Origin of the sequence: Thermus caliditerrae (assembly GCF_021462525.1) — a bacterium.
GTDB lineage: Bacteria > Deinococcota > Deinococci > Deinococcales > Thermaceae > Thermus > Thermus caliditerrae.
In genome coordinates this window covers 76,719-89,161 of sequence record NZ_JAKEDT010000007.1, presented here as the reverse complement: position 1 = coordinate 89,161, position 12,443 = coordinate 76,719, and the positions used below count along the sequence as shown (strand labels likewise).

At 69.9% G+C, this 12,443-nt stretch carries 12 protein-coding genes; 5 read left to right on the top strand and 7 right to left on the bottom strand.

What is annotated here, in order from left to right; genetic code table 11:
- Window positions 1-98 precede the first annotated feature (98 nt).
- The 3 genes from L1088_RS05910 to L1088_RS05900 are packed head-to-tail and all read right to left on the bottom strand — an operon-like array spanning window position 99 to window position 3,654.
- Window positions 99-419, bottom strand: a complete 321-nt coding sequence (locus L1088_RS05910) for a DUF3208 domain-containing protein (RefSeq protein WP_038041038.1) — start codon at window positions 417-419, stop codon at window positions 99-101.
- A 4-nt stretch (window positions 420-423) separates the two neighbouring features.
- Window positions 424-1,503 (bottom strand): alanine racemase, encoded by a 1,080-nt coding sequence (gene alr, locus L1088_RS05905; protein ID WP_234554130.1) that lies wholly within the window; start codon window positions 1,501-1,503, stop codon window positions 424-426.
- A 36-nt stretch (window positions 1,504-1,539) separates the two neighbouring features.
- The gene (locus L1088_RS05900) at window positions 1,540-3,654 is read right to left on the bottom strand and encodes a primosomal protein N' family DNA-binding protein (protein ID WP_234554129.1); all 2,115 of its coding nucleotides are present in this window, start codon (window positions 3,652-3,654) and stop codon (window positions 1,540-1,542) included.
- A gap of 21 nt (window positions 3,655-3,675) precedes the next feature.
- Between L1088_RS05900 and L1088_RS05895 the strand changes: the two genes are divergently transcribed.
- Together L1088_RS05895 and L1088_RS05890 are read left to right on the top strand one after the other, a co-directional pair.
- Window positions 3,676-4,725 (top strand): MFS transporter, encoded by a 1,050-nt coding sequence (locus tag L1088_RS05895; RefSeq protein WP_234554128.1) that lies wholly within the window; start codon window positions 3,676-3,678, stop codon window positions 4,723-4,725.
- Window positions 4,726-4,743: 18 nt separating this feature from the next.
- Window positions 4,744-5,403 (top strand): DUF5639 domain-containing protein, encoded by a 660-nt coding sequence (locus L1088_RS05890; RefSeq protein WP_234554127.1) that lies wholly within the window; start codon window positions 4,744-4,746, stop codon window positions 5,401-5,403.
- Window positions 5,404-5,562: 159 nt separating this feature from the next.
- Here L1088_RS05890 and L1088_RS05885 read toward each other — a convergent pair whose 3' ends face one another.
- Both L1088_RS05885 and L1088_RS05880 read right to left on the bottom strand, forming a co-directional pair.
- Window positions 5,563-5,853, bottom strand: coding sequence for a hypothetical protein (locus L1088_RS05885; RefSeq protein ID WP_234554126.1), 291 nt, complete (start codon window positions 5,851-5,853; stop codon window positions 5,563-5,565).
- A gap of 293 nt (window positions 5,854-6,146) precedes the next feature.
- A complete protein-coding gene (locus L1088_RS05880) occupies window positions 6,147-6,698 on the bottom strand; it encodes a transposase family protein (protein WP_234554125.1) in 552 nt (183 codons plus the stop codon).
- 96 nt (window positions 6,699-6,794) lie between these two features.
- Here L1088_RS05880 and pheS point away from each other — a divergent pair, with 96 nt between their 5' ends.
- From pheS to L1088_RS05865, 3 genes are read left to right on the top strand one after another with little or no spacing between them, the layout of a single operon-like run.
- Window positions 6,795-7,853 carry a phenylalanine--tRNA ligase subunit alpha gene (gene pheS / locus L1088_RS05875; protein WP_234554124.1) on the top strand — a complete coding sequence of 353 codons (1,059 nt, stop codon included), beginning with the start codon at window positions 6,795-6,797 and terminating at the stop codon, window positions 7,851-7,853.
- The gene (gene pheT / locus L1088_RS05870; RefSeq protein ID WP_234554123.1) at window positions 7,850-10,198 is read left to right on the top strand and encodes a phenylalanine--tRNA ligase subunit beta; all 2,349 of its coding nucleotides are present in this window, start codon (window positions 7,850-7,852) and stop codon (window positions 10,196-10,198) included. The genes pheS and pheT overlap by 4 nt, the downstream gene beginning before the upstream one ends.
- A 46-nt stretch (window positions 10,199-10,244) precedes the next feature.
- Window positions 10,245-10,712, top strand: a complete 468-nt coding sequence (locus L1088_RS05865; protein WP_234554122.1) for a hypothetical protein — start codon at window positions 10,245-10,247, stop codon at window positions 10,710-10,712.
- Here the strand turns inward: L1088_RS05865 and pfkA are convergent.
- Both pfkA and rsmI read right to left on the bottom strand, forming a co-directional pair.
- On the bottom strand, window positions 10,689-11,657 hold the full coding sequence (gene pfkA, locus L1088_RS05860) for a 6-phosphofructokinase (RefSeq protein WP_234554121.1): 969 nt from the start codon (window positions 11,655-11,657) through the stop codon (window positions 10,689-10,691). The two genes, L1088_RS05865 and pfkA, sit on opposite strands and share 24 nt — an antisense overlap.
- Window positions 11,654-12,442 carry a 16S rRNA (cytidine(1402)-2'-O)-methyltransferase gene (rsmI, locus tag L1088_RS05855; RefSeq protein ID WP_234554120.1) on the bottom strand — a complete coding sequence of 263 codons (789 nt, stop codon included), beginning with the start codon at window positions 12,440-12,442 and terminating at the stop codon, window positions 11,654-11,656. The genes pfkA and rsmI overlap by 4 nt, the downstream gene beginning before the upstream one ends.
- Window position 12,443: the final 1 nt, after the last annotated feature.

The following is a 12,443-nucleotide window of genomic DNA, read 5'->3' as shown; positions in this document are numbered from 1 at the left end:
GTCGCTGGGGTAGGATGGGCGTGTCCTCTGCACCCTTCAAGGATACAAGACTTTTACGACAGCCTCTTAGTTTGGGCCGCGACGGGGTGCCGAGGCCCCTAAAGGGGGCGGAGGTCCTCCAGGAGGAGCCAGCCCACCCCGGGGGGAAGGGCCTGGAGGAGGGGCTCCACGCCTTTCGCTACCCGCTCCGCCAACGGCTTCAGGGCCTCCGGGGGCTTTTCCGTGAGCACCAGGAGGGTGAGCTGGTAGAAGCGCTGGGTGTGGGTGGGGGTGCCGTCCTGGAAGAAGGGGGTGGGGGGAGGAACCTCGTCCAGGAGGAGCCTCGCCCCCTCCACCTCCCCGGGCAGGAGGGCCTTGGGGTCTAGGGGAAGCTCCTTGGGGTGCCAGAGGTAGCCCTGGAAGAGGCGCACCGCCTGCATGGGGCTAGTCTAGAACCTCCCGCACCTCCTCGCCGTGGCGGTAGACCCGGGGGAGCCTCCTGGAGAGGTGCACCGCCACCTCGTAGGGGATGGTGCCCCGGGCCTCGGCCCAGGCCAGGAGGCCCGTGGGGCCAAAGTCGGGGGAGAGAACTTCGAAGACCGCTTCCAAGGGAAGCGGTTCCGGAAGGAGGACCGTGGTCTGGTCCATGGAGATGCGGCCCGCCACGGGAAGAAGCTCCCCCCCTGGCCCCCGCACGAAGCGCACCGCCCCCCTTGGAAGCCCATCGGCGTAGCCCACGGGCAGGGTGGCCAGCCACTCCCCGCCTTGGGCCAGGTATTCCCCGCCGTAGCCCACCCGGTCCCCCGCCCTAAGCCGCTTCACCAGGGTGGGCCTGGCCAGGAGGCGCAGGATGGGCTTTAGGCCAAAGCCGGGGACGAGGCCATAGAGGGCCAGGCCCACCCGGACGTTCTCCCCCCCGTGGAGGAGGAGGCCGTAGGAGTTCTCCAGGTGGTAGAAGTACCCCTCCCCCAGGGCCTCGCGAACCTTCTGGAAGCGCGCCCTCTGCACCTCCACGAAGGCCGCGTCCTCCCCGGCGGTGGCCAGGTGGCTGTAGACCCCCTCCACCCTTACCCCCAAGGCCTCCACCGCCTGGAGGGCCTCCCTCGCCTCTTCCCAGGGAAAGCCGACCCGGCGCATCCCCGTGTCCACCTTGATGTGGGCCCTGGGGGTGAGGCCCAGGGCCCGGGCCCTTTCCGCCAGGGCCTGGGCCGCCTCGAGGGTGGAGAGGCTGGGCACCAGGTTCCAGCGCAAGGCCTCCTCCGTCTCCAGGGGGTGGAGGCTTCCCAAAAGGAGCACCTCCCCTTCCACCCCGCCCTGCCTCAGGGCCCGCCCCTCCCACACCGTGGCCACCGCCACCCGCTTCGCCCCCAGGGACCCTAGGAAGCGGGCCAGGGGCAGGGCCCCGTGCCCGTAGGCGTCCGCCTTCAGCACGGGGATCACCTCCCCCTTGGCCCGAGCACGGAGCAGGTTCCAGTTGGCCCTAAGGGCCAGGAGGTCCACCTCCACCCAGGCGCGGGCTTCCACGAGGGGTATGGTACCCCAGGCCAAGGCGGGGCGGCCTCAGTCCTCCAAAAGCCCCACGAAGCGGTGGGGGTCGGGGTCCAGCTTAAAGCGACGGCGGTCCAGGCGAGAAAGAAGCTCCCCAAGCCGCTCTGTGGTCCCCTTCAGCAGGAGGTGGAAGACGTACTGCCCCTTCACCCGGGGGAGGGGGGCGGGGGCCGGCCCCAGCACCTCCCCCTCCTTCGCCACCCCCTTGAGGGCCTCCACCAGGGCGAAGGCGGCCTCGAGGGCCCGCGCCTCCAGGCGGTGGGCCACCTCCAGCTTCACCATGCGCACCTTGGGGGGGTAGTCCAAAACCTCCCGCAACGCCTTCTCCGCCCAGGGGAAGGCCTCCACGCTCCCCTCCAAAAGGGCCAGGTGGGCGGGGTGGTCTGGGGTGTAGGTCTGGAGGGCCAGAAGGGGCCTCCGGCCAGGCCGCAGCTCCGTGAGGGCCCAAAGCAGGCGGTGGTAGCGCTCCGCGGCGCGGAAGTCTGCGTCGTAGAGGAAGCCGTCGGCGTAAGGTAGGAGGACCAAGGCCAGCTCGGGCAGGACCGGGGCCCGCAGGAGGGCGGTGGTCCCCACCACCACCCCCGGCTCCCCGGCCAGCAGGGGGCTGAGGTCGTCCTTGGCCTCCTTGGTGTAGCGGTAGAGGGGCAAGGCCGTGGCCTTCCGGAGCTCCTCCCAAAGCCACTCCAGCCCCGGCCCCCGGGGTTCCAGGAGGGGGGAGCCGCAAACCGGGCAGAGGGCGGGAGGGGCCTCCCGGTGGCCGCACTGGTGGCAGAGGAGGGCCTTGGCCTCCTTGTGGTAGCGCAAGGGAAGGGCGCAGTCCGGGCAGGTGGGTTTATAGCCGCAGTCGGCGCAGAGGAGGAGGGCGCTGTAGCCCAGGCGGGGGGAGAGGACCACCGCCTGGCGGCCCTTTTCCTCCACCTGGCGGAGGAGGGCCAGGGCGCGCCCGGTGAGGGGGTGGCCCCGCTCCCGCTTCAGGTCGATGAGGAAAAGCCTCGGCTTGGGCACGGGAAAGGTGAGGCCCGGCCGCTCCAGGACCTCCACCGCGGGCACCAGGGAGAGGAAGGTGAGGGGGATGCCGAGAAGCCTGGCCCGCATCTCCGCCAAGGGGGGCACGAAGGCCCGGCTTCCCGAGGAGAGCTTGTAGCTCTCGCTCCCCTCTTCCACCACCACCAAGGACCTGGGGGTGAAGGGAAGGAGCAGCCCCCCGTAGGTGGCGAAGACCAGGCCCTTGGGGTTGCGGAAAAGGGCCTCCCGCTCCTTAGGGGAAAGCCCCCCGTGGTAGGGCCTGGCCTGGGGAAAGCGCTGAAGGAAGCGCTCCAAGAGGCTCACCTCGGGGAAGAGGACCAGGTGGTCCCCTTCCGCCACCAGCCCCGCCAAGAGGCGCATCCTTTCCAGGAACCTGCCCCCGTTCAGCCGCTCGGGGCGCTCGGGGAGAAGGAGAGGCTCCAGGGGCTCCCCCGAAGGCGAAGGAGGGAGGGGCTCCCCGTAGCCGATGTAGCCCTCTTGCAAAAGCCGCTTCACCCGGGCGACCCCTACCCCTGCGGCCCGGGCCAGGGCGGCGAGGCTTTCCGCCTGGCCCATGGCCTTAAGGGTTTGCAGGATGCCGTCCAAAGCGGGGTCAGGATGGGCCTCCTTCAAGGGGAGGAGGACCCGCTTGCCCTCCTTGAAGGCCACCTCCTCCTCCAAGACCCCCGCCTCCCGCAAAAAGTCCAGCAGCTTGGGGTCAAACCCCTTGGCCTCCTGCCAGGCGGTCAGGCCCTCGAGGCCCTTGGGCAGCACCTTGGGATCGGCTCCTGGGTAGAGGCGCACCCGGTGGCGGAGCTCGGGAAAAGGGGGCAGGAAGTCCGCCAGCACCTGGCCCAGGGGAGCGAACAGGTAACGGGCGGCCTCCTCCAAGAAGAGGACCTCCTCCGCCCGCAGGTAGGGCGCCCCGTCCAGGTAGGCGATGGCGTGGCGCAGGGCATGGGAGGGCCTTCCCCCTTCCCCCACCACCACCCCCACCCGCACCTCCCCCCGCCAGGGAACGGCCACCCTCCGGCCCAGGGCTTCCACCTCTTCCTGGCCCAAGGGGGGCAGGTAGCTCATGGGGGAAAGGGGCAGGGGCAGGGCCACCTGGAGCACCCGCATGGTAGCCCTAGGATAAGGGGGATGCGCCTGGCGGTGGTCCTCTCCGGGGTGGCCCTCTACAGCGCCCTCTACGCGGTGGTCCCCCTGCTTCCCCTCCTGGAAGCCCTCTTCCGGGCACCCCCCGGGGCGGCGGGGCCGGGGATGGGGCTACCCCTTTTGCTCCTCGTCCTCCTCTCCCCCCTGGTGCCGCGGCTTTCCCTTCCCGCCGGGCGGGTCTTGGGGGCGGGCCTCCTCCTGGTAGGCCTGGGGGGCATCCTCGGGGCCCTTAGCCCCAGCCTGGCCCTTTGGACCCTGGCCCGCTTGCTCCAAGGGGTGGGGGCCGCCCTGGTGCCGGCTTTGGCCATCGCCCTCATCCCTTCCCTCTACCCCCAAAGGGCCCTGGAGATGGCCGGGGTTTACATGGCGGGGAACGTCCTGGGCGGGGGTTTGGGCCGGGTGCTGGCGGGGCTTCTGGCGGAGGGCGCGGGGGTCAGGGGGGCGCTTTTCCTCCTCTCCATCCCCGCCCTTCTCCTGGGCCTTTTGCTCCTGCGGGCCCCCGGCGGCCTCCCCTCTCTGGGGCGGCCCCGGTACGACTTTAGCGCCCTTCCCCTCTACGGGGTGGGGGCCATCCTCCTCTTCCTGAACCTCTTCCTGGCCAACCTCCTCCCCTACCGCCTCCTGGAGCTGGGTTTCCGCCCGGCGGTGGTGGGCCTGGTCTACCTGGCCTACCTCTTCGGCATCCCGGGAAGCGCCCTCTCTGGGCCCCTGGCCCGGAGCCTGGGAGCGGTGGCCACCTTCCGCCTGGCCTTCGCCCTCGTCCTCCTAGGCCTTGGGCTTCTCCTCCTCCCACCCCCTTACCTGGTCCTGGGCTTCGTCCTGATGATGGCCGCCCTCTTCACCGCCCAAAGCCTGGCCTCGGGGGCGGCGGGCCGGAGGGGGGCGGGGGTGAGCGGGGCCTACGTGGCCAGCTTCTACCTGGGGGGCACCTTGGCGGGCCTCCTCTATCCCCTCTTCCTCCACAGCTTCCCCCTGGCGGTGGCGCTGGGGATGGGCCTGGCCCTTTGGGCCCTCCTCCTGGCCCCCGTGAGGTGAGGGGGTTAGGATAACCCCGTGGAGCTTCACGCCGCCGACCAGTACCTGGTGGCCCCCGCGGAGGCTGGCCTTTTGGAGGTTTACGAAAGGCTTTCCGGCACGGGGCTCTTCCCCCCCTTCCCCCCGGTGGAGCTCCCAGGAGGGGTAGGGGGACTGGTAGCGCGGGGGGGCTTCGCCCAGGCCTTCTTCTTCCCCGCAGAGGTCCTGGGCCTCACCTTCAAGACCCCCAAGGGCCGGGTGGTGCGGGCGGGGGGCGTGGTGGTGAAGAACGTCCAGGGCTACGATCTGGTGCGACCCTTCGTAGGGAGCTTTGGGCTTTTGGGCGAGGCTTTGGAGGTGGTCTTCCGCCTGCGGCCGGGGCAGGCCTCCGCCTTTTTGAAGAAGCCCTTTGCCGGAGAGTTTCCGGAGCTTACCCCCAGCCCCCGCTTCCTTTTCGCCCTTCTGGAAGAAGGGACGTGGTGGCTTTACGCCTACCACTTCGGCCACGAGAAGGAGGTGGCCCGCTTCCGGGAGGCCTTCGCCGGGGAGGAGGCGGGGCCAATGGACCTGCGCCTCCTCTTCCCCCAGGGGATGGGGGTGGGGGAAGGCCCCTTGCGGGACCTCCGCTTCCCCTGGGGGGACGGGGGTAAGCCTCCCGCGGCCCCGGGGCTTTTCCGCAGGCTGGCGGAAGCCCTCTAGCACCCGCCCACGCAAGCCTCGCCCGCGTGGGGGCCCCAAGCCCATGTGCCTGCAAGCAAAGGGCCCCATCGGCCTAAGCCCAAGCGCTGTGCCCGTGGTCTCTTTGGGGCCCCTGTCGTGGCGCAAACCACGATGGGACACCTAGGGCAGACTTGACCGCTATACGGCATAGAGCCCCAGGAACCGCAGCGCGGCCAGGGGGTTGAAGGAGAAGGCCTCCAAGGCCGCCTTCTTCCGACGTATCCCCTTCCAGTTCAGCCACAACACCAAATGCGCCCGCAACACCGCCAGCACTTCACCCCCTCGCCCCCGCACCTGAGAAGCATCCTCCCGCAGGAGCACGTCCCGCACCCAGAAAGACCCGTTCTCCACACCCCACCGCCCCAACCAAACCTCCCCCAGCACCCCAGCATCCGCCTCATCAATGTGTTTGCCCAGAGGGCAAAGCATTCGGCCCCAGGCTGGTCAGGGCCTACCCCTCCGTCCGCCCCACCTCCCCGTCCCCCTCCCGCTCCCACACCGCCCGGGTCTCCCCAGGCAAAGCNAGCATCCGCCTCATCAATGTGTTTGCCCAGAGGGCAAAGCATTCGGCCCCAGGCTGGTCAGGGCCTACCCCTCCGTCCGCCCCACCTCCCCGTCCCCCTCCCGCTCCCACACCGCCCGGGTCTCCCCAGGCAAAGCCCCCTCCGCCATCCCCGCCAACACCTCCCGCACCCACCCCAGCAACTCCCCCTGGTTCCCCTTCAAGACCAGGAAGTACTCCCCCCTTTTGCCCGCACCCCGCGGGCCACCTCGGGGTACAGGAAGCCCGCATCCCCTACCACCACCTTCCCCGCCAGTCCCCCGGCCCCCAGGCGCTCCAAGAGAGCCCCCTGTTCGCTCCCCTCCGCCCTGGCCTGGGCCAGGGTCTGCCCCAGGGAACGAGCCCATACCTCGACCAGGCGCACCTGGGGGCTCTTGCCCTTGCCGCTTCCCCGGAGGGCCTTCCCGTCGGCCACCAGGACCTTTTCCCCTTCCCGCTCCGTCTCCGGGAAGACGGCGGCCAGGGCCTGGGCCAGGGCCTCGGGGTCCAGGCGGTGGAGGAGCTCGGTGAGGGCGGTGTGGCCCGGGGGCTTGCGCAGGCCCAGGTGGGGGAGAAGGTGGGGGTGGGCGCGGGCGAAGCGGGCGACGCCGCGCAGGGAGTCCACGCGGGAGAGGAAGGCCAACAGGATGAGGGCCAGGAGGCCCCAGAGAGGGTAGCGGCGGTTGTGGGCGCGGGGGTCGGGAACCTGGGATAGGGCTTCGCGCAGGTTCATCGGAACTCATCTACCCCAAAAGGGGTATACCGGTCAAGTCTGACACCTAGGGCCCACCCCTTGGCCCTCGGGGTCTTCCGGGATATCCTCTAGGGGATGCGGGAGCTGGAAGAAGCCTTGGCCGCCATAGCGAAGGCCCCGGACCTCGAGGCCCTCCGCGCCCTCAAGGCCCGCTACCTGGGCAAGAAGGGGCTGCTCACCGAGGAGATGAAAGCCCTCGCCCGCCTCTCCCTGGAGGAGCGCAAGGAGCGGGGCCGGGCCCTAAACGCCCTCAAGGAGGCCCTGGAAGAAGCCCTGGCGAAGCGGGCGCGGGAGCTGGAAGAGGAAGCGCTCAGGAAGGCCCTGGAAGAGGAGCGCCAGGACGTGTCCTTGCCGGGGGTGCGCCTCTTCGCCGGGGGGCTCCACCCCATCACCCTCATGGAGCGGGAGCTCGTCCAGATCTTCCGCGCCCTGGGCTACCAGGCGGTGGAGGGCCCCGAGGTGGAGGGCGAGTTCTTCAACTTTGACGCCCTGAACATCCCCGAGCACCACCCGGCCCGGGACATGTGGGACACCTTCTGGCTGGAAGGGGAGGGGCACAGCCTCCCCGGCCCCTTGGGAGAGGAGGTTAGGGGCAGGCTCCTTCTTCGCACCCACACCTCCCCCATGCAGGTGCGCTACATGGTGGCCCACACCCCTCCCTTCCGCATCGTGGTGCCCGGGCGGGTTTTCCGCTTTGAGCAGACGGACGCCACCCACGAGGCGGTCTTCCACCAGCTGGAAGGCCTGGTGGTGGGGGAGGGGATCAGCATGGCCCACCTCAAGGGGGCCATCTACGAGCTGGCCCAGGCCCTCTACGGCCCCCACTCCCGGGTGCGCTTCCAGCCCGTGTACTTCCCCTTCGTGGAGCCGGGGGCCCAGTTCGCCATCTGGTGGCCGGAGGGGAAGAAATGGCTGGAGCTCGGGGGGGCGGGGATGGTCCACCCCCAGGTCTTCCAGGCGGTGGACGCGTACCGCAAGACCCTAGGCCTCCCCCCGGCCTATGAAGGGGTCACGGGCTTTGCCTTTGGGCTCGGAATCGAGCGCTTGGCCATGCTCCGCTACGGCATCCCCGACATCCGCTACTTCTTCGGGGGCAGGCTCAAGTTCCTGGAGCAGTTCCGGGGGGTTCTATGAGGGTGCCCTTCACCTGGCTCAAGGAGTACGTGCCCGAGCTGGAAAGCCCCGAGGTGCTGGAGGAGCGCCTGGCGGGGCTGGGGTTTGAGACCGACCGCATGGAAAGGGTCTTCCAGATCCCCGGCGGCGTGGTCTTCGCCCGGGTCCTCGAGGCCCACCCCATCCCCGGCACCGGCCTGAAACGCCTGGTCTTGGAGGCAGGGCAGGTGGTGGAGGTGGTCTCAGGGGCGGGAAACGCCCGGGCAGGCATCGGGGTGGCCCTGGCCCTGCCCGGCACCGAGGTGAATGGGCTCAAAATCGGGGAAAGGACCATCCAGGGGGTGGTCTCCCACGGGATGGCCCTCTCCCCCAAGGAGCTGGGGGTGGGGGAGTACGGCGGCGGGCTTCTGGAGTTCCCCCCGGAGGCCCTTCCCGCCGGCACCCCCCTGGCCGAGGCCTGGCCGGAGGAGGTGGTGCTGGACATCGAGGTCACCCCCAACCGCCCGGATGCCCTGGGGATCCTGGGCTTGGCCCTTGACCTGCACGCCTTGGGCTACAGCCTGGTCCTGCCCGAGGTGCGGCTGGAAACGGAAAACGTACCCATCCCCTTTGGCCTCCAGGTGGAGGACCCCAAGGGGGCGCCCCACTTCACCCTTTCCTACGCCTTTGGCCTCCAGGTGGGGCCAAGCCCCCTATGGCTCCAACGCATCCTTTTCGCCTGTGGGATGAGGCCCATAAGCAACGTGGTGGACATCACCAACTACGTGATGCTGGAACGGGCCCAGCCCATGCACGCCTTCGACCTGCGCTTCATCGGGGAGGGCATCCGGGTGCGCCGGGCACGCCCCGGGGAAAGGCTCCGCACCCTGGACGGGGTGGAGCGGGAGCTTCACCCCGAGGACCTGGTGATCGCCGGTTACCGGGGAGAGGAAAGCTTCCCCATCGGCCTCGCCGGGGTCATGGGGGGCGCGGAAAGCGAGGTGCGGGAAGACACCTGGGCCATCGCCCTGGAGGTGGCCCAGTTTGACCCCGTTTCCATCCGCAAGACCGCCAGGCGGCAGGCCTTGCGCACCGAGGCCAGCTACCGCTTTGAACGGGGGGTGGATCCCCTGGGCCAGATACCCGCGGCCCAGCGGGCCCTGGCCCTCCTGCAGGAGCTCGCAGGGGCGAAGGTGGCGGAAGGCTTCCTGGACGCGGGAAACCCCAAGGCCCCAGACCCCATCCCTTTCCGCCCGGATTACGCCAACCGCCTCCTGGGCACCCAGTACCCCGAAAGGGAGCAGCTCGCCATCCTAAAGCGCCTGGGCTGCCAGGTGGCTGGGGAAGGCCCTTACCAGGTCACCCCCCCAAGCCGCCGCCTGGACCTGAGGCTGGAGGAGGACCTGGTGGAGGAGGTGGCCCGCATCCAGGGCTACGACACCATTCCCCTAGCCCTCCCCGCCTTCTTCCCCGCCCCCGACAACCGGGGGGTGGAAAAGCCCTACCAAAGGGAGCGCCGCCTGCGGGAGGTTCTGGCGGGCCTGGGCTTCCAGGAGGTCTACACCTACAGCTTCGCCGACCCCGCCAAGGCCCCCCTGTTCCGCCTGCCCCCGCCTCCCTGGCGCCTCCTGAACCCCTTGAGCCCCGAGCGGGGTGCCCTCAGGACCCACCTCTTCCCCGGCCTCCTCGAGGCCCTGCGGGAAAACCTGGCCCTGGACCGACCCGAAAGGGCCCTCCTCTTTGAGGTGGGCCGAGTCTTCGGGAAGGAAGGGGACCAAGTGGTGGAGGCAACCCACCTGGCGGGCCTCCTCTTCGGGGAGGGGGTGGGGCTTCCCCACGGGGAGAAGCTTTCCGGCTTCCCCCTCCTCAAGGGGTATTTGGAAGCGTTTCTGGAGCAGCTGGGCCTGGGCCTCCGGGTGGAGGCCCACCCCTTCCCCTTCCTGCACCCCGGGGTTTCTGGGAAGGTCCTGGTGGAGGGGGAGGCCAAAGGCTTTTTGGGCCAACTCCACCCGGAGGTGCAAAGGGCCCTGGAGCTCCCCCCGGTGTGGCTCTTTGAGCTCACGCTCCCCCTCCCGGAACCGGCCTTCCGCTTCCAAGACCCTTCCCGCTACCCCTTGGCCCTCCGGGATCTGGCGGTGGTGGTGCCCCAAGCGGTGCCCTACGGGGCGGTGGAGGAGGTCATCCGCCAAGCGGCGGGGCCCTGCCTGGAGGGCCTCGCCCTCTTCGACCTCTACCAGGGGGCACCCCTCCCGGAGGGGCGCAAGAGCCTGGCCTTCCACCTCCGCTTCCGCCACCCCCAGCGCACCCTCACCGACGAGGAGGTGGACCAAGCGGTGGCCTCCGTGGTCCAGGCCCTCCGGGAGCGGGGCTGGGACATCCGGGCCTGAGGTTCCAACGGGGTACTCCGAGGCTGGGGTGGCGTAAACTGAACCCATGCTCACCTGGGTGGACCTCCTGGCCCTCTTCAGCCTGTCCCTAGGCCTCGCCTTGGGCTACCGGGGGGGATGGCCGTGGGCCTTTGCCGGCGGGGGCGTTGTGGCCTACGTGCTCCTGGCCCAGCTGGGGTTAGCCGGCCCCCTTCTGGGCCTTGGCCTGGGCTTGCTGACGGGCCTGCTGGGCAAAAGCCTGCCCCTGCCCCAGCTTTCCCGACGCCTGGAGGGGGGGCTTGGCGCCTTGGGCGGCTTCCTCCTGGGCCTCTTCCTGGCCTTGAGCCTCTGGGCCGGGTACCCCTTTGAGCGGGTGGCCTCCACGGGGGGCCTCCGCTACCCGTCGGTGAACCTGCCCACTCCCATCTATCAGGGGGTGAGCCAGAGCCCCTTCGCCCGGGAGGCCTTCCGCCTGGCCTGGCAAACCCCCTGGCTGCGGAAGGCCCTGGCCCTAGAGGGCCAACACCCGCGATAGCCCAAGAAGGCCCCGGTTAATGTCCTTCTTGTGCTCCACCGCCTCCTTGAGGGGGGTGAGCTCCACCTCCCCTTCCACCTCGCCCACCATAACCCCGCTCGCTCCTGCCGCCAGGGCCTCCACCGCTGCCGCCCCCAGGCGGCTGGCCAGGATACGGTCCTTGGCCGTGGGGCTCCCGCCCCGCTGGATGTGCCCCAGCACCGTGACCCGGGCCTCCACCCGCACGTGCTCGCGGATGGCGGCAAGAAGCCCCGCCGCCCCCCCAGGGTAAGCCCCTTCCGCCACCACCACGATGGAGCTGGTCTTCCCCCGGCGCTGGGATTCCATGAGCCCTTCCGCTATGGCCTTGGGGTCCAGGGGCTCCTCGGGCACGGCGATCACCTCAGCCCCCCCGGCCAGGCCCACGTCCAAGGCGATGAAGCCGGAGTGCCGCCCCATCACCTCGATGAAGAAGACCCGCTCGTGGCTGGCGGCGGTGTCGCGGATGCGGTCGATGGCCTCGAGGGCCGTGTTCACGGCCGTGTCAAAGCCGATGGTGTAGTCGGTGCCGTACAGGTCGTTGTCGATGGTGCCCGGCACCCCCACCACGGGCACCTTGTGCTCCTCCAAAAGCCGGATGGCCCCGCGGAAGGTGCCATCCCCGCCGATGGCCACCAGGCCCTCAATCCCTGCGGCCTCCAGCTTGGCCACTGCCCGGGCCCGGCCCTCCTCGGTCATAAACTCCTCGCTCCTGGCGGTGAGGAGGATGGTCCCTCCCCGCTGGAGGGTGTTGGCCACATCCCGCACCCCTAGGGGCACCATCTCCCCCAGGATCATGCCGGCGTAGCCCCTACGGATGCCGATGACCTCAATCCCCAAGACGTGGGCCTGGCGCACCACCGCCCGGATGGCCGCGTTCATGCCCGGCGCGTCGCCGCCGCTGGTGAAAACCCCAATGCGCTTCATCCCTCCTCCAAAGAAAGCCGGTAGGCTTCGTTTCTGGGAACTCCCCGCTGCAAAAGGGCCCGGAAGAGGGCCTTCCCGGAAAGCCCCTGGGCCTTGAGCTCGTCTAAAAGCGCCTCTGCCGCCACCGGCGGGGCCTCCTTGGGTCCCAGAACCAGCACGAACTCCCCCCGCGGCTCCAAAAAGTGCGCCCACGCCTCCTGCAAGCTTCCCCGAAACACCTCCTCGTGCACCTTGGAGAGCTCCCGGGCCACGGCCACGGGGTGGGCAGGGCCGTAGACCTCCATGAGGTCCTCGAGGGTCTTGCGCAGGCGGTGCGGGCTTTCGTAGAGCACAGCCGTCCTCCCCTCCCGGGCCAGGGCCAGAAGGCGCTCCTTGCGCTCCTTGCCCGCCTTGGGCAAAAAGCCCTCAAAGGTGAAGCGGCGCGTGGGCAGGCCCGAGGCCACCAGGGCGGGGATGAGGGCGGTGGGCCCAGGAAGCGCTTCCACCCGCCAGCCCCATTCTAAGGCCAGCCGCACCAGCTCCGCCCCCGGGTCGGAAATCCCCGGGGTACCGGCATCGGTGGCGTAGGCCACGTAGGTATAAGGGGAGAGGAGCTCCCGGGCCCGCCCCACCGTGTGCTGGTCCAGGCGCAGGGTGGGGGTGGGGATGCCGTAGTGGCGGAGGAGAACCCCGGTGCGCCGGGTGTCCTCACAGGCCACCACCTCCGCCTCCTTAAGCACCCGGAGGGCCCTTAGGGTGATGTCCTCCAGGTGGCCAATAGGGGTGGGTACCAGGACCAGGCGCACG